Origin of the sequence: Bizionia saleffrena, assembly GCF_008086175.1 — a bacterium.
GTDB lineage: Bacteria > Bacteroidota > Bacteroidia > Flavobacteriales > Flavobacteriaceae > Bizionia > Bizionia saleffrena.
Window position 1 is genome coordinate 10,746 of the sequence record NZ_VSKM01000009.1, and the last position, 16,158, is coordinate 26,903.

Annotated in this window: 15 protein-coding genes; all 15 read right to left on the bottom strand. The window is 32.0% G+C overall.

The annotated features are described in order from the left end of the window. Nucleotides 1-824: 824 nt before the first annotated feature. Complete coding sequence (locus ES676_RS09675) at nucleotides 825-1,676, bottom strand: SMODS-associated NUDIX domain-containing protein (RefSeq protein ID WP_148370124.1); 852 nt, start codon at nucleotides 1,674-1,676, stop codon at nucleotides 825-827. Continuing rightward, on the bottom strand, nucleotides 1,673-2,551 hold the full coding sequence (locus ES676_RS09680; RefSeq protein ID WP_148370125.1) for an ATP-binding protein: 879 nt from the start codon (nucleotides 2,549-2,551) through the stop codon (nucleotides 1,673-1,675). Before ES676_RS09680 ends, ES676_RS09675 begins: the two co-directional genes overlap by 4 nt. Continuing rightward, complete coding sequence (locus ES676_RS09685) at nucleotides 2,551-3,063, bottom strand: HORMA-1 domain-containing protein (RefSeq protein WP_148370126.1); 513 nt, start codon at nucleotides 3,061-3,063, stop codon at nucleotides 2,551-2,553. Before ES676_RS09685 ends, ES676_RS09680 begins: the two co-directional genes overlap by 1 nt. Before the next feature lies 1 nt (nucleotide 3,064). After that, the gene (locus ES676_RS09690; RefSeq protein ID WP_148370127.1) at nucleotides 3,065-4,045 is read right to left on the bottom strand and encodes a CBASS oligonucleotide cyclase; all 981 of its coding nucleotides are present in this window, start codon (nucleotides 4,043-4,045) and stop codon (nucleotides 3,065-3,067) included. Nucleotides 4,046-4,486: 441 nt separating this feature from the next. After that, nucleotides 4,487-4,912: a hypothetical protein gene (locus tag ES676_RS09695; protein WP_148370128.1), complete on the bottom strand. Its 426-nt coding sequence runs from the start codon at nucleotides 4,910-4,912 to the stop codon at nucleotides 4,487-4,489. Between the two features lie 86 nt (nucleotides 4,913-4,998). Next, complete coding sequence (locus ES676_RS14715) at nucleotides 4,999-5,172, bottom strand: hypothetical protein (protein WP_170234445.1); 174 nt, start codon at nucleotides 5,170-5,172, stop codon at nucleotides 4,999-5,001. 327 nt (nucleotides 5,173-5,499) lie between these two features. Then, a complete protein-coding gene (locus tag ES676_RS09700; RefSeq protein ID WP_148370129.1) occupies nucleotides 5,500-5,919 on the bottom strand; it encodes a hypothetical protein in 420 nt (139 codons plus the stop codon). Nucleotides 5,920-6,228: 309 nt separating this feature from the next. After that, nucleotides 6,229-6,924 carry a M48 family metallopeptidase gene (locus ES676_RS09705; RefSeq protein ID WP_148370130.1) on the bottom strand — a complete coding sequence of 232 codons (696 nt, stop codon included), beginning with the start codon at nucleotides 6,922-6,924 and terminating at the stop codon, nucleotides 6,229-6,231. Further along, nucleotides 6,924-10,154 (bottom strand): type I restriction endonuclease subunit R, encoded by a 3,231-nt coding sequence (locus tag ES676_RS09710; RefSeq protein ID WP_148370131.1) that lies wholly within the window; start codon nucleotides 10,152-10,154, stop codon nucleotides 6,924-6,926. Before ES676_RS09710 ends, ES676_RS09705 begins: the two co-directional genes overlap by 1 nt. 45 nt (nucleotides 10,155-10,199) lie before the next feature. Beyond that, nucleotides 10,200-10,721 (bottom strand): Pycsar system effector family protein, encoded by a 522-nt coding sequence (locus ES676_RS09715; RefSeq protein ID WP_148370132.1) that lies wholly within the window; start codon nucleotides 10,719-10,721, stop codon nucleotides 10,200-10,202. Nucleotides 10,722-10,726: 5 nt separating this feature from the next. Then, nucleotides 10,727-11,725, bottom strand: a complete 999-nt coding sequence (locus tag ES676_RS09720; RefSeq protein WP_148370133.1) for an adenylate/guanylate cyclase domain-containing protein — start codon at nucleotides 11,723-11,725, stop codon at nucleotides 10,727-10,729. Next, nucleotides 11,725-13,029, bottom strand: a complete 1,305-nt coding sequence (locus ES676_RS09725; protein WP_148370134.1) for a restriction endonuclease subunit S — start codon at nucleotides 13,027-13,029, stop codon at nucleotides 11,725-11,727. Before ES676_RS09725 ends, ES676_RS09720 begins: the two co-directional genes overlap by 1 nt. Then, on the bottom strand, nucleotides 13,029-14,036 hold the full coding sequence (locus tag ES676_RS09730) for a virulence RhuM family protein (RefSeq protein WP_148370135.1): 1,008 nt from the start codon (nucleotides 14,034-14,036) through the stop codon (nucleotides 13,029-13,031). Before ES676_RS09730 ends, ES676_RS09725 begins: the two co-directional genes overlap by 1 nt. Nucleotides 14,037-14,039: 3 nt before the next feature. Further along, nucleotides 14,040-15,566, bottom strand: a complete 1,527-nt coding sequence (locus tag ES676_RS09735) for a type I restriction-modification system subunit M (RefSeq protein ID WP_148370136.1) — start codon at nucleotides 15,564-15,566, stop codon at nucleotides 14,040-14,042. Next, entirely contained in the window at nucleotides 15,566-16,123 is a 558-nt protein-coding gene (locus tag ES676_RS09740) for a restriction endonuclease subunit S (protein WP_148370137.1), read from the bottom strand. The genes ES676_RS09735 and ES676_RS09740 overlap by 1 nt, the downstream gene beginning before the upstream one ends. Between the last annotated feature and the right edge of the window lie 35 nt (nucleotides 16,124-16,158).

Genomic DNA, 16,158 nt, shown 5'->3' on the forward strand with positions numbered 1-16,158 from the left:
TTATGAGCATAAAACCAATGTGTTACCTTCTTCATTGGTTTGATATCTGCTAGTTCATAACCCAAAAAGGCTATTACCAATACATCTTAAATGCGCACAATAAGTGGCAACTATGCTTCTTTATTAGCGCACGTAATATAGAAATAACTTCTTCTTTATTGTTGTGAAAAATCGGAAATGAGAGGTAGGGGAGCATTTTTTTTGAAACAGTATGTTATCTGTTAAAATATATGTTGATACTTAGCGGTAGATTGTTTGTTATTTTTATCTACCATTACTATTTCATTATACTTTTGAGTTTTTATGGCTTTTGACAAAAGTAGGTTTAGCTAATTCGTTGGCATTATTTATAATTTCTTTGTTAGTTAAAAATAATTCAATCAATAGAGGTATTTGGTTAAAAAACATTGATAAATCATTATTGGTTTCACCTTTTAAAAATGGCGCTTTAAATTTATGCTGATTGGTATCTGTTACGAGATCGCTTTTTAATTCAAATGTGTTTGGAATTTTTGCTTGGTTATATTTGAAGGAGTTTAAATACGTACTCTTCGTTGTTTAGAGAAGAATTGAGTAATAACTCTATTGTTCGGGGATTAATATGTGAAGTAAACTAATAAAGATTAGTACACAGTTTATAGATATTACTTATTCTTTATTATTGTAAAAATCGTAAATGAAGAGTAGGGGAATATTTATCCTTAATGACAGATTCTAAGCTTTGGAAATTAAATGAGTGAAGCTTTTTGCGAAACAAAGGAATGGGTAAGTGCTGGAAGTGTGGAAACTATAATTGTTGATATAACCTCCAGCACATTGTTTTTCTATACTTTAGACCACTTCATATTTAACGCCCATTTAGTATGTTGCCCAATGTCATATTTTTTATTCTTATTAATAGAATCATGACCTAATGAATCTATTAGATTTGAACTTGCCCATTTTATTTTTGCTGAATCACCTTTCTTAAATAACACCTTTAATTCTTGTCTTTGTTCTGGTGTTGGAACTAAATCTAAGATATCATATTGCAAAATTTCATAACAATCGTCCCATCCTGGGGTTCTTTTAATAGGTGTTAAAACTTTTCCTCTGTAATTATAATTAACATATGGAAAATTTTCTAGTGATAGAAAACTCTCTCCATCACCGACTATTAGTTCTTCATAAAACTCTCTCCAATGACTAACTTCTCTATCTATGCCTTTATTAAACCAGTTTAAAAATTTTATTGCATTTTTAGCAGGTATGAATAACGCAAAATCATCTTTCATAATACCACTATTTGGCAGCTTTGGATCATCCATCGCTCCAAAGTCTGTTTTTAATTTTGATCTTGTATCTTCCAGTATTTTATACTTACCACCTACTAATTGAAAATGTCCATAATTGTTATTTTTAACTAATAAATATTTACCTTCAACTTCAATTCTATATAAATAAGACATTGAAAATCTTATTTTTTTACCCCGTAGAGCCAAATATTTGCTAAAAATAGACACCCTTAACCTTTTTCTATTAGTATAGATGAATTCTAGTAGAAGTCCAATCAAGGTAAGTAAACCTGCTATACCGTACCATATTACTTCTTTCTGAAAAATTGCCCCTTCAAGTTTGGTATAGCCAATTATTATAAATCCTATAGCAATTAATGCTTGTATAATTTTTCTAATCATATTATTTCTGGGCTTGGTTGAACATTATTAATAACTTCTTTTAAAATTGAAAACGATATTGGTTTGTCTGGATAAGCAATAGCTACAGCTTCTGGAAGCACCTTTAATCTAACATCAGAAAAAGAATATCCTAACTTACCGTCTTTAAGAGATAGTTTCGCAAGTTCACTTAATTCTTCATCTGTTAAATCTAGACCTTTTAGGCTCTGAGTATATAATTCCTTATACTCTTCTTCGGTAGGGCGTTTAAACTCTAGAATGATAGCCGCTCTTCTTAATATAGCTTCATCAATGAAATGAAGTCTATTTGTAGACATAAAAATTATCGCTCTGCCTTCCATTTCTCTAACCTCATCAATTTTCTGAATCAGTGTATTTACAGCAGCTTTTTCTTCTTGATGCATTTGACCTGTAGCTCTTGTTGTAGCAATAGCATCAGCTTCATCTATTAATAAAAAAGCTAAACGACGTTTACCTGCTTGAGCTTTTAATTCTGAAAAAGCATCATTTACTAGTTTACCCATTTCACCGTGCATACCTTCACCACGTACACGAGTACTTAGTTTTAAAAAGTACCCTTCTTTACCTAATTCTCTCGTCATTTTATCTGCAATGCTAGTTGCGGATATCGTTTTTCCTGTACCAGCATCGCCTGCTAAAATTATCAATGGATACTTGTCTTTTAACTGAGCAATGATAGGTAAATCTACTTTATGATATTTCTTACTCCAATCAGACAAACTTCCTTGATCTAGTAAAAGTTTTAAATTATTATAAATTCTATCAAATTTTGTTTGAAACCCTACTAGACTCTCTGTTTGTTTTTGTACTTCCACACTAGGAAGTGTAATAATATTATCGAATATATCTGCCATTATTTAAAATTTGTTTTTTGTACTTCGTATGTTTTACTTCCATATAATTGTGCATTATCTGAACTTAAATGTGAAAACGACAAATCTTCTGATGTACTTGTCCATTTTATTTCAAAATCAGCAGAAAGTTTACTTTTCTGATCGGTTGACAAATTATGCCAAGAATCTGTATAACTTAAGATAACTGACAAGTAAGTGTCTGCGTCTGCAGGCCAATCATAATTTTTACCTGCTCTATCACCTTCATTTGTATTACCATTATCATTAACCTTGAATTTTGCAGCCCGCAGTTGATAATCGGTGTTATTCCTTTTTAGAATTATGGTAACACAAGACAGGTATTTGTTTTCTGCAAGTTTAAGTATGTCTTTGCCTAACCTGTCAACATAATCTATATCCCATTTGCCAGTTCTTCTAGCAATCATTCTTATATCGGCTATACAGTTTTCGAATGTCTTGCGAATATCAGTAACTGTATATGTACTGGTTCTTGTAGTCGTGTTATAACTCATATTATTTTATATTAAATATTGGACCGAATACAGATTTCCATTCATTAATGGTGTCACCTTCATTGTTTCTGTCTTGGGCTAGATTTAGAGTGTCAAATGCTTCCGCAGCTTTTTCTTTAATTTCATTCCATTTTAAATTGTTTATTTTCTTTCCCGCATTATTTTCATTATTGGTATCGTCAGCGATATAAATAGCAGTGTCGTAGTAAGGAATCTTATTTATGGAGTGCGAGAAGCTTATGTTTGGAAAGGTTGATTCGCTTATGAATTGGAAAAATCTAATTATTCCCTCCTCTATATTAGTTTCAACTCCTTTATTAGTATCTAAATAGCCTACTATTAATTCAATTGCATAAGATGAAATTCCTCCTTCATTTTCGAAAGGCTTTAATTCTTTATAATTCTTCCACCACTTTAATGCTCTTACAATTGATGTATAACTTGGATTAGCTTGTCTTAGACTTAATGAAAAATGAAGATGTTTTTCTACACTTGTTATATATTTACCACCACCTCCACGCTGCGGTTGCCAAACATATTTTTCTGGACTACTTAGAGGAACGACTGGAACAATATCGACCTCTAAACCAGATCCACTAAATCTTATTGTAATTGATTTTGTGTTTCCTTCAGCATCAACATCGTTATTTATATCTTTAGTAGGATATATTTCTTCAAGATATTTAACGATATAATCATGAACTTTTTTAAGATCATTCTGTAAATTGTTATCGCCTGTAACGAAAAGCACTAAATCTATATCTATTGGATTGTCGCCTGTAGCTTTTAAAATTGTTCGTTTTTTCCAAGAACCGGCAAGTAAATATTTAGATACTTTTATACCTGTACTTTCGTCATTTTTAATTTTGTCTTCTAATTTGGCTTTCAAGTTATTAATCTGATCACGGTATTTTGACATATTTTCATTCTGTAGTTTTATTTTATCTACAAAATGACCTAATTCGGTGTTATTTAACTTCATTTATAAGTTAGTTAGTTATTATACAGCATTTACAGCAGCTGATAGCACTACGAAAGAAAATAAGGATATTTTGTAGGGTGGAAGTAAGACACTATATTTGCGCCACAAAATATGAAGTAGTATTCTTTACATTTTACTACTCACTTACAATTTAAAAGCCCTTCCGGTCGAATGTTGGGGCTTTTTTTTATGCTTTGTTAAGAGCAATTATTATTCCGAAATAGTTAAAGGTTTCTTAATTTGACAAGGTGACGTTTTTGATAACTTATAAGTTATAAGTAGCAGATGAAAGGTTTTTTAATTCGTCGAATTACGTTTTGATATTTTGTGTCATACTGACATAATAGCATATATTTTGTTCAACCTTGTTGCTAGCAATGTAACTATCTATGTTTTTTTATAATTTCATAGATTTATTTCTGTGAAGAGCTACTAACTGAGTTAATTGTTTTTTAAGTAAATTCCTGAAAAAGAACAATTAAGACCGTGATGAGCGAAGCAATCATTTTCAATTATTTCAACACTAATATTTTCTGAAAAAATAAATTTTATGCTTTGACAATCCTCTCCACTATAAATTGCTATTTTGTCTGATATTAATTTGGCGGTACCAGAAAGTGAACCTGAACAGGGTCTATTGATATTCCAAGTTGTAATGTTGAATTTAAATAATTTAGTTTGAACTAATTCAATTGTTAAATTACCGGCGTTTTTATCTTGATACTGCCCCCCGTATTTTCTCTTAATTATATTATTATCAGATTTCTCAGATTTCTCAGTTTTATCTACACTTGGAATATTTTTCCTAGGCTCTGTTAAACACGATGTTAAAAGAATAAATAATACTAAACTACTTAAGTTTTTCATTTTATAAAATTTTAATTTTTACTTAATAAATATAAATCAGATGTAGATCTAGTATGAAAACTAACTCCTTAATTTACTCATTTTTTTTATTTTAATATATATTCTTTTATTTTTACTCTTAAAGCTTCGCCTCTAAGGTCTTTAGCTAAAATGTTTCCTGCTTTATCTAATAATAAATTACTTGGAATATGGCGTATGTTAAATGATTTTGCTATTGGTTCTTTCCATGACATTAAATTTGAAATATTATTCAATTCCATATTATCTGTTATAATAGCTCTTTTTCAATCGCTTTTTTCATCATCCAAAAAAAATACTTATTATACTAAATCCTGTATTTTTAAAATCTTTAAAGATACCTTCTAAATTTGAGTTATCAACACAAGAGGGTAGCCTTCAAGATGCTCAAAAATGTTTTAAGGTTACTCTATTTTTAACATCATATAAAGAAACTCTTTTGCCGTATGGGTTTAATGCTTCAAAATTTTCAATAGTAAATACTTTTGATTTCACTATTTATTTTTTACATAAGTTTTCTTTTTATAGCCACTTTTATTTTGGGTATTTTAAATAAAACATAGCTGTAATTATAAAAGTTTTATTTTGAAGTTTAAAAAAAATAAAATTACCAAAAACACCATTAAAGAAATATATAGGCCATATACATAGTCTTTAATTGTGGCTTGAGTATAATAGAAACTTTTACTGGGGTATTTTTTGAAAACCGAATATTCTGAATGCATATCACCAACAGTAAAGCCATTACCATTAGTGCGGATTTTTTTACCAAAATATGACTCGTAATAGATACTAGTTACGGGGTCTGAGAAACTTACAACGCCTGTCATACGTGACTTGCTACTTCCATTAAAGTTGCTGGATTCCGAACTTGCTAAATAACTGAAATTACCGAAATGTTCTAATCCATACAATATAACAAACCCAATTAGAAATGATAAAAAAAAGGTTGAAATATATTTTTTTCTAATTTTTATTTCTTTTTTCATAATTTAATTTTCAGGTAAGGGAGAAATTGCATAAAACTAATTTAAATAGACTTAAGCATATAAATTGGAATCTGCATTGATGGAATCTCTTATGGTTTTATATTTAAAAGTGTATTAAACAAACCCACCGTAAAAAAACGTTTAATTAATTAGCACACGTAATATAGAAATAACTTAGCCTTTATTATTGTAAAAAAACATAAATGTGGTGTAGGATCGTTTTTATTTTTTTTGAACAATACTCTTATGATTGGTGGTAGGTTACTTTCAATTTATATTGACCTTGTTTTATATAATTGAGTGAACGCTTTAAGCCAATAACACCTCCAGTTTATTTTTCCATTTCTTCCATTCTGGGAACTCTTTTTGTTGTAGGTCGAAAAAAGCTTTCGTATGGTCTCTATGTACTAGATGACAGAGTTCGTGTATGATTACATACTCTATACACGCTTTGGGTGCTTTGATTAGTTCTGGGTTTAATAAAATTCTTCCATTTGTAGAACAAGAACCCCAACGATGTGGCATTTTTCTTATTTCTAGTTTATTAGGCTCTACTTGATATTTTTTAAAATGTTCTATTAGAGGTTTTGCAATAGTATGAAACCAAGCTCTTGACTTCTCTAAGTACCAGGATTCTAATAATTTCTCTATTTTGCTCGTATCACTTGTTCTTATTTCAATATTTCGCCCAGTATGCTTTACGATTTCTTCATTGCTTTTTATTACTAAGAGTTGGTATTGTCGGCCTAGATATAAATGAGATTCTCCTGAAACATATTTGCGTACTGTATTCCTAGGCTCGAAGGATAGAAAATGGTCTTGTTGTTTTAATATCCAAGCCGCCCTTTTTCTGATTTTTTGTTCAATTTTTTCAATACTACTTCCTTCTGGAGCATTAACTTCCGTAGAGCGATCAGGATGCACAGTAATACCCAATGTTTTTCTTTTACGAAAGTTCAAGGTATATACTATTTCTTCAGAACCATATGTAAGTGAACGAAGCATTATTTATATCTAATTTTTGCAACTTCCACAATACGTTCTGCAATTTTGTCAATATCTTGGAAACTTAATTTGAGGTTATATTTATCTCGAATATGATCTATAATGTAATCACCTATAAGGAAAATCATTTTCTTTTGAATATCTGTACCGCTTTTACCAGACCAGTCTACTCGACGTAAATTTATAATAATATCATCTGCCTTGAGAGCCAGTTCTTCGGCTATTTTGAGAACCATAGCATTATCATTTGATAGACTGCTGAATTCTTCAATACCTATTCCAAAAAATGCTCTAGCGACTTCCTTGTCTTCCAATGATTCAGGTATACTAGAATCTGTTCTACTCAATACAGCGTCTTTAGCGTCTTTAATCCGTTGTAAATACACTGTTTCATCAATTCTCCCTTGTAGATAGTCTTCAATAGTTTCTTTAATTAATTGCGAAAAACGTTTATAGAATGCTGGATCTTCATCCATTTTTTCAGAGATATGCTTTGCTGTTCTAGATGCTATCATATCTGCCTTAGCAGCTTGTCCTGTTACTTTTTCAATTTCTTCTTCAAAAGCTTCTCTATCAAAAATATTTACTAATTCTGTAAGCGTTACTACATCTGACGTAGGTATATGGGTATCAATTAATTTCTGAATTTGTCCTTCATATTTTTTATAGTCTATCTTATCTGCGTATCTTGATGCTACAGCAGTTCGCAATTTCATAAAAAAGGATAAGTCCTCCTTGTATTTTGCAATGCGTTTTTCTTCCGTTTCTTTATGAAATACTATGGATGATAAGGCTAATTTTAATATGCGTGCATATTTTGCAAGTTGATCATAGAACTTATTACGCAATGCTTCGTCTCTTAATAATTGTTGATATCCTTCAGCATCTTTTTTATTTGATAGAGAAGAAAATATTTGCCAAAGGTCACTGTGTATTTGTGGTAGTTGTTCTGTTTCTTCACTAATATTGGTAAGTGCACCTTGTAGTTGCGCTTCATCAAAATCATCGAAAGTTGAGTATGTTTTTAGAGCTGAGTCCAATTCTTCAAGAACGCCATAATAATCTATAATATAGCCATAATCTTTATCTGGACTAACACGATTTACACGTGCTATAGCTTGTAAAAGCGTGTGGCCTAATAGTTTTCGTGTTAAGTACAGAGCTATGTTATTTGGTGCATCAAAGCCGGTAAGTAATTTATCTACTACAATGATTAGTTCTGGTTCATTATCGTTTTTAAAACGGTTTACTATATTTTTTTGGTATTTTTTTGGAGAACCGTGTTCGTCCATCATTTTATGCCAAAAGGTTTTTACTAAATCATTCGTTTTACCATAAGCGGTGTCTTCGCCCTCACGTTCATCTGGTGGCGAAATAACAAGAGCTGAAGTTACTTTTCCTATTTCATCTAAATAGTTTTTGTATTTAACTGCTGCTGCTTTAGACTGACATACAATTTGGCCTTTGAATTTTGTTTTTTGAAAATTCTTTACATAATGATTCGTGATATCCCAGGCTATTGCATAGATTTTTTGATCTGCTATATTGAGTTGATCTGCTCTTGAAAATTTCTTTTTAAGATCTGCTTTTTCATAATCATTTAATGGTTCTGATACCATATTAAAGAAATTATCTAAAGGTGCTGCATTTACATCTTGTATTGCGTGACGTCCTTCGTACAGTAAAGGTACTACTGCTTTATCTTTTACAGCTTGATCTACCGTGTAGCTATCTATTAATGTACCAAATTTAGACAAAGTGCTTTTGTCCTTTTTGAATAATGGTGTTCCTGTAAACGCAATGAAACAAGCGTTAGGTAAAGTTTTTTGCATTTCAATATTAAACGTACCGTGTTGAGTACGGTGTCCTTCATCTACCAATACAAATATATTATTGCTAGGCAATGGTGTTTTAATTTTCTTTACTGCAGTCTCAAATTTATTGATGATGGTCGTTACTACTGCATCACTTTCTGTATGTAGTAATTCTATTAGTTGTGAACCAGTTTTTGCATTATCTACATCCATTCCACATTTTCTAAACGTTCCTGTGATTTGTGTATCTAGATCTGTTCTGTCTGTAACAAGAATGATTTTAGGATTTAAAACGCTGGACTCCATTGCTATAGCTTGGGCAAGCATTACCATTGTAAGTGACTTTCCGCTTCCTTGTGTATGCCAAACTACACCACCAGTACGCTGACCATTATTCAATTTTTTAATTTGCTTCATTGCCTTTTTAATGGCAAAAAACTGTTGATAACGTGCTACTTTCTTAGATCCATTATCAAACAACGTAAAATTATATATGAGATCTAATAAGCGTTCTTTACTACATAGGCTATATAAATACTCATCTTGTGGTGTTGCTTTTATTTCTTCTTTTTCTAATGCGTCAAAATATTTGCGTACGTAATAGAAACGTTCCGTAAATAAGCGTTGCTTTACTGTATCTGGAATAGATGTGTTTTTTAATTTATAGATACTTTCACGAAAACGCGTTTCTTTTTCTATATTAATACCTCCATTTGGATTTTTAAAATCTTCTTGCCATTGTGCCCAAAATTTTTCTGGTGTCCCTGTGGTGGCATAACTACCTTCATTTACAGTTACAGCCATTATTAACTGCGCCATTGCATAGAGTGGACGTATACCATCTTCTTTTTGATTACGTAGATTTTGTGATATTGCTTGTGTTAAGGGCTCTTTTATATCTGGCCTTTTACATTCTATAACACATAGAGGAATACCGTTTACAAACAGCACTATATCTGGTCTGTAATGATCTTTTAATCCTGAACGAAGCACACTAAACTCTTCCGTAACGTGAAATATGTTTTTTTCTGGATATTCCCAATCTATATAGTGTAAATCAAAACTTTTACGATCTCCTTCAATGCTCTGGTCTAGGGATACACCTAAAGTAAGTAGCTCGTATATTTTCTCACTAGTAGACATATAACCATCGACCATAGGAATATCTCTTAATGCTATGATTGCATTTTCGATATTATTATCTGTAAATGGAACTGCTTTATTTGAAGATACACGCGCCTTATTAATATTATGTAATTGTTTACGCAAAATATCCTCTAATAAAATACTAGATGTTTTATTTCCTCTTGCTTTTAAGGCTTCTTCTTGGTTGAGGTAGTTGTAGCCCATATTAATTAATAACTGCAACGCAGGTATTTGCGAAATATGATCTTCTTTAAATGAAGGTGTTTCCATAATTTTACTTTTAAACTACTATTTTTTCCCGAGTAGTCATATGTATTAATTTTTGTAATTGTATAACGCAAATATTCCAGCCACAGGAATAGTGATGTAAGCAGCTACTGTAATCCAAACAGCTATTGTAAACAAGCTATACTTTCTTGTAGCCACATTTGCAAGTGAATGAATTTGAACAGCTATATCTTCATCAATTTCTGAAAATTCTCTTTTTACACCTTTACTTTTTAAAGACTCTAAAATCTTCCTAGGTGTACTTTTTCCTAAATGTTCAAAAAAGAAAATATTTTTTTTATCCTTAGAGTTAGAAATACTTATGAGAATAAACTTAAGACGTGGTACAAACGAAATTAAACACACAACTGCTGATGCTATTAATAAAATCATCACGATTGAAAAATAGACGCTTAAATAACTTGTGTCTTCAGTTTTATCTAGAAAAGGTAATTTAGCTACTCCATAAATTGAAGCAGCGTTAAACGCTATAAGCATTGCATTTTTAGCTTCTCCAAACTTTAGCCAATCTTTTACGTTACTATGTATTTCTAATAATTCTTTATTCATCTCTATTATTTTATTACCCAAGTTAAATTAGAACCATAAACATCATCCGTTACATCCTTCACTTTATAGGTTTGGCTTTCCCAATATTTGTAGGTTATATCATTTTCACCGGCATTTTCTTTTTTATAACCTGTGTAAACTGTTTTTGAAATTAAAATAGCAGGATAATCTGTTTTTCTAGTTTTCTTTTCAAAGCTTATAAATTTTCCGCCAGATATATAAACACTGCCTGTAGGGTTGGTTTTTACGGAGTCTGCAAATTTTTCTGGCGACATTTCTACTGTTTCTATCTTATCTAGATAGGTTGGTAAATCTGCACTACTTAGTGGTATTCCTCCAAATATATTTGCAAGTCCTGAACCAAAACCCCAGAATTTGGCGTAATTATAAGGATTTTGTTTTACCACATAATAATCCTCTTCAACCACCTTATTAGCAGTGTCTGTAAGTCTAGAAGCTAGATTTGCAGGATACCCAGTCCAAACAAGCCCTCTGTTTTCATTTGCTTCTTTCCCTTGCTTTGGAGTACCTACTTTAATCACTTTTAATTCCCCATAATCTACACCAATACCACATTTAAAATCCATACCGGAAAATTGAGTATCAATGATTTTAGTACATAAATGATTAATGGTAATAGCACAATGGACTGCATTTTTATAACAGTTAAATGAAGGGAAAACCACCATTACACGGTCTCCAATAATATTTCTTACATAACCACTATGATGATGTGCGGCTTTTAATACAGCTTTAGAAAAAGCAGAATATAGCCTTCCCATAGTTTTAGTGTGATGCTTTTTAGTTAATGCTACTGAGCCTCTAATATCTACAAAAAGCACACAGGTGTTTATTACTTTTGCTTTCTTTTCTTCAGCGTTACCAAAGGTTAATGTGTTATCATCGAGGTTGGGCACAGACGTAGTGTTCGTATATGAAAACTCAGTGCTTAAGATGTCTTTAATATCTGCATCAATTTCTTCTATAATTTTATTCACAGCCATTATACTTTCAATCTTTTTTTACCTGTAAGCAATTGCTGCATCAACCCTTTTTTTTGCAATTTTAATTGGTTTCGTTGGTTAATTAATAGGTTTATTTCTTGATCTGCGGTGTTAAGGACTTGGGCTATGGTTGTTTGTTCTTTTTTACTAGGAAAAGGTAATTTCAATTTAAAAAAATCTTTTTTACTTACATTTAAAAGTCCATCACCACGAGCCCCAGAAGAAATTATCATTTTAAGTTGACGATCTAAACCGTGATCTATAAAATAATGCTTGTAAAAATGTGAATCTACCTTATCAGTAGGTCTAAAACTTATAAAAACGAAAGGCACTAATGCTGTATCATAAGTTTCAAGTAGATAAATACAACCCATTTTATAAGACTTAGAATTTCCTTTATTATATGAAAAATCTCCTTTTTTTAATTGTATATATTTTGATAGACTTGTACCAGCAATCACTCTGTCAAATTTTTCTCTTTGAGACCTGAAACCTTTACCTGCCGAAATTGATAAAGGCTCGTGTTCGCCTCCATCATTTTTATCATTAATTTCATCAAATAACTCAATAATTCTCTTTTCTTCCCACTCCCCACTAAACCCAGCCAAGCGTTTTTTACCACTTAACAATTGTTGCATTAGGGCTTTTTTAAGCTGTTGTTTTGCTTTTATTAAAGCATTCTGTTTGGTAATGGCGGTGTCCCAGGTTGTTAGGCAATTTGCTATTGCTTTTTGTTCTTGAAGTGGGGGAATAATAATTCCAAATTTTTGAAAATTATATTTTGAAATACCATAAACCTTTGAGCCAGTAGCTATTCTTCTCAGTTCATTTTTCACTTTTTCATTTGACAGAATATTATTTCGAAAACCAATAACTGTTTTTGATGTATTATCTCTTAATGCAAAAGTATGAAGTCCTGCCACGATTTTAAGATTTCCTATATTTACCAATTCAATTATACTTCCTACTCCTTCATAGTCTTCTGAAGCATCAGCTATTACAATATCTCCATTTTGCAGTCTATCATAATTATCACCTACTTTAATTTCATTTTTCACTTTTGGTATTATTCTAAAATCTTCGCAATTTAAAATTCCTGTAGTATATGTAGTATGAATATCACCATAATGAATATTTCTAATTCCATCTGATTCAGTAGAATATTCTAAATTACTTCTCGAATAAGAGTTTGATCTCAAAAATTTAAAAACCTCATTTATTCTACAAACCTCCCAATCCTCAGGAATCCATCCCAATTTGGTTTCTTTAAAGCCTTTTTTATGTGCTGTTGCTTGTAATGCCATTATTGTTTTTTATTTTTAATTTGTGCTGCAAGCATTTTTAGGTCTTCTAAGTCTTGTCTGTCTGCTGCTTGCGCGGCTTCCTTTTTACGGAGTTTATCGTAAGCTATATAATGTGCTGTTACCTTTTTCTCCATAATGGTTTTACTAATTTTTCCAGCCGTTTTAAGCACAGGAAATTCATTAAAAGCAATAAGCTTATCTAAGTTGCCTTGCCAATAACTCATAGTAAGGTCTTGTTGGTTTTTAACACGTAATTCTGCTTGTTCTAAAAAGATAACTACTAGTCTGTTTAAGCTGTCAAGTTCATCTGCGGTGAGGTAATTTTTGGCTATGGTAATATCTTGTTTGCGTACTACGCTGCCTTTCCAGTTGGTGAGGCCCATATTTAATTTTCTGGCATCGGCTCTTGCTACAATCATTTCGGCAGCCGTTTTTCGTGTTACGGCAAATAGTAGTTTGTTTTGTGCTTCGGCAAAGTACATTTGGGTTGCTTTATCGGTAGCGTCATAATCGCTACTTAAACTAAATAGGTCGCGTACTTTTTGGTAGAAACGTTTTTCAGAGCTACGAATATCTCTAATACGTTCCAGTAATTCATCAAAATAATCGGCACGGCCGTCAGGATTTTTAAGGCGTTCATCGTCCATAATAAACCCTTTACGCATATAGCTTGCTAAGTTTCTGGTTGCCCATTGCCTAAATTGTACACCACGTTTACTACGTACACGGTAACCGATGGCAAGGATCATTTCTAAGGTGTAAAATGTAATACTATATTCTTTACCATCTGCGGCAGTTGTTAAGTAATCCTTAACAACTGAATTAGCGCTTAACTCTTTGTCTTCCAGTATACTTTTAATGTGCATACTTATATTAGGTACAGAGGTGTCAAAAATTTCAGCAAGTTGTTTTTGGTTCAACCAAACAGTTCCCTCTCTTTCAAATAATGCTACCGATGCTTTGCCATCATCTGCTGTGTAAATAATGATATTATTTTGCTCTTCCATAGTTTACAGGCTTAACTCTTTAAGGTATTCCTTCATTTTTTGTTGTACACTTTTTAGCTCATTTTCTAGCTTGCTAATTTCAGTTTGTACTTTTGTAATATCAATTTCTGCTTCTTCTTCAAAAGTGTCTACATAACGAGGTATGTTTAAGTTGTACTCGTTTTCATCCATTTCTTTAAGTGGAGCAACATAGCTGTATTTGTCTTCTAAAACTCCTAGTTCTGTATTGTTTTCACGAAACTTTGTATAGGTTTCTACAATATGGTCTAGGTGTTTATTAGACATTACATTTTGATTTTTTCCGCTATCATATTCCGTACTTGCATCAATAAACAAAGTTTCTGTTCGTTTATCTTTCGCTTTATTAAAAATAAGGATGGCAGCAGGAATTCCTGTTCCAAAAAATAAGTTAGCAGGTAAACCAATAACCGCATCTAGTAAATTATCTTCTATAACACGTTTACGTATGCGCCCTTCGGAACTGCCTCTAAACAATACACCGTGTGGCACTACTACTCCTACCATACCTGTATCTTCGTAAGCACTCTCTATCATGTGGCTTATAAATGCCCAGTCGCCTTTACTTTTAGGTGGCACGCCACGATTAAAGCGGTTGTATTTGTCATCTTCTGCCTCGTCGTGTCCCCATTTATCTAAAGAAAAAGGAGGATTTGCCACAACGGTATCAAACTTCATAAGGTTATCACCTTCGGTATGTTTAGGATTTCTTAATGTATCCCCCCAACGTATGGAAGCATTATCAAAACCGTGTAAAAACATATTCATCATTGCCAGTGCCCATGTACTTCCGTTAGCTTCTTGCCCATATAATGAAAAGTTAGCATCGTCTACTTGTTGTCCTGCTTTGATTAGTAAAGAAGCAGAGCCACAGGTAGGATCGTAAATACGTGCTCCAGACTTAGACTTTGTTAAGCGTGCAAGTAGTGTAGAGACTTCTTTAGGCGTGTAAAATTCCCCCGCCTTTTTACCAGCATCACTCGCAAAGTTGGAGATTAGGAACTCATAAGTATCACCTAATACATCCTGACCATCTAATGATGATGGTCTTACATCTAATTTATTAAAGTCTGTGAGTAGATTTTTAAGCCTTGAGTTTTTGTCTTTTTTGTCACCAAGGTTGCTACTATTAAAACTGATGTTTCTAAAGATTCCTGCGCCATCACTACTGGTTAACTTTTCGCGATTGGCATCTTCTAAGTCAGCTAATGCAATATCGATAAGCTCTCCAATATTAGGTTCGTTGCGTTTGTTATATAATGAATTGAAATGACTGTGTTCTGGAACTATAAACCGTTCCGAAGCCATAGCACGTTCAGCTCGCCCTATATCTCCATCATATTTTTTAAGATGTACTTCGTACTTTTCAGTATAGGTGTCAGATACATATTTTAAAAACAACATCACTAGGATGTAGTCTTTATACTGGCTTGGATCTATAACACCTCTAAACGTATCACAGGCTTGCCAAATAATTCTATTGATGTCTTCAGATTTAATTTTATTGCTCATTATGCTTTTATTTTATTTTTAAGTAAAAGTTCTAATTGTGTTGTTTTTAAATGATCTAATTGTGTTGTTAAATATGATTCTTGTTTTTTAAGGTCGTCTATTGCTACAATGTTTTTTTGAATAATTAATGATGGAATTTTTATATCTAAATCACCAAGTATTGTTCTGTTGATGGCAGGTAATGCTGTGCCACGACTATAACCACGTAATTCTTTTTGAGTGCTTTCTAAATTTATGTACCAGGCAATATATTGTGGTGTTACAGAAGCAACTGTATTTCGTAGTACCATAAAAACAGAAGAAGCGACCATAGGTTTTACAACATTCTTTATAGCGTGTGCAGCAAACCCATTATGTCCTTTTGCTAAAACCACTATATCATCTTTTATTAAAAAATGTTTTTCTAACTTTGATGATGGCATTAGGCTAGGTTCAATAAGCGGATTAATTGTATGATCTGCTATAAAATCACTAGCACCCAAGTAGTAGATAGTCCCTTGTGGATTTCTACGCTCGTTTATGCCTGAGGATATTGAGGTGATTTCTTTAAGTTTCATTTTGTTTATTGTTATCTGTGTACAAAGATAAGTTG

What these genes read in the sequence shown, in the direction of transcription:
- ES676_RS09675 (WP_148370124.1), bottom strand. Translation starts at nt 1,676, where the DNA reads ATGATTAGAAAAATTATACAAGCATTAATTGCTATAGGATTTATAATA.
- ES676_RS09680 (WP_148370125.1), bottom strand. Translation starts at nt 2,551, where the DNA reads ATGGCAGATATATTCGATAATATTATTACACTTCCTAGTGTGGAAGTA.
- ES676_RS09685 (WP_148370126.1), bottom strand. Translation starts at nt 3,063, where the DNA reads ATGAGTTATAACACGACTACAAGAACCAGTACATATACAGTTACTGAT.
- ES676_RS09690 (WP_148370127.1), bottom strand. Translation starts at nt 4,045, where the DNA reads ATGAAGTTAAATAACACCGAATTAGGTCATTTTGTAGATAAAATAAAA.
- ES676_RS09695 (WP_148370128.1), bottom strand. Translation starts at nt 4,912, where the DNA reads ATGAAAAACTTAAGTAGTTTAGTATTATTTATTCTTTTAACATCGTGT.
- ES676_RS14715 (WP_170234445.1), bottom strand. Translation starts at nt 5,172, where the DNA reads ATGGAATTGAATAATATTTCAAATTTAATGTCATGGAAAGAACCAATA.
- ES676_RS09700 (WP_148370129.1), bottom strand. Translation starts at nt 5,919, where the DNA reads ATGAAAAAAGAAATAAAAATTAGAAAAAAATATATTTCAACCTTTTTT.
- ES676_RS09705 (WP_148370130.1), bottom strand. Translation starts at nt 6,924, where the DNA reads ATGCTTCGTTCACTTACATATGGTTCTGAAGAAATAGTATATACCTTG.
- ES676_RS09710 (WP_148370131.1), bottom strand. Translation starts at nt 10,154, where the DNA reads ATGGAAACACCTTCATTTAAAGAAGATCATATTTCGCAAATACCTGCG.
- ES676_RS09715 (WP_148370132.1), bottom strand. Translation starts at nt 10,721, where the DNA reads ATGAATAAAGAATTATTAGAAATACATAGTAACGTAAAAGATTGGCTA.
- ES676_RS09720 (WP_148370133.1), bottom strand. Translation starts at nt 11,725, where the DNA reads ATGGCTGTGAATAAAATTATAGAAGAAATTGATGCAGATATTAAAGAC.
- ES676_RS09725 (WP_148370134.1), bottom strand. Translation starts at nt 13,029, where the DNA reads ATGGCATTACAAGCAACAGCACATAAAAAAGGCTTTAAAGAAACCAAA.
- ES676_RS09730 (WP_148370135.1), bottom strand. Translation starts at nt 14,036, where the DNA reads ATGGAAGAGCAAAATAATATCATTATTTACACAGCAGATGATGGCAAA.
- ES676_RS09735 (WP_148370136.1), bottom strand. Translation starts at nt 15,566, where the DNA reads ATGAGCAATAAAATTAAATCTGAAGACATCAATAGAATTATTTGGCAA.
- ES676_RS09740 (WP_148370137.1), bottom strand. Translation starts at nt 16,123, where the DNA reads ATGAAACTTAAAGAAATCACCTCAATATCCTCAGGCATAAACGAGCGT.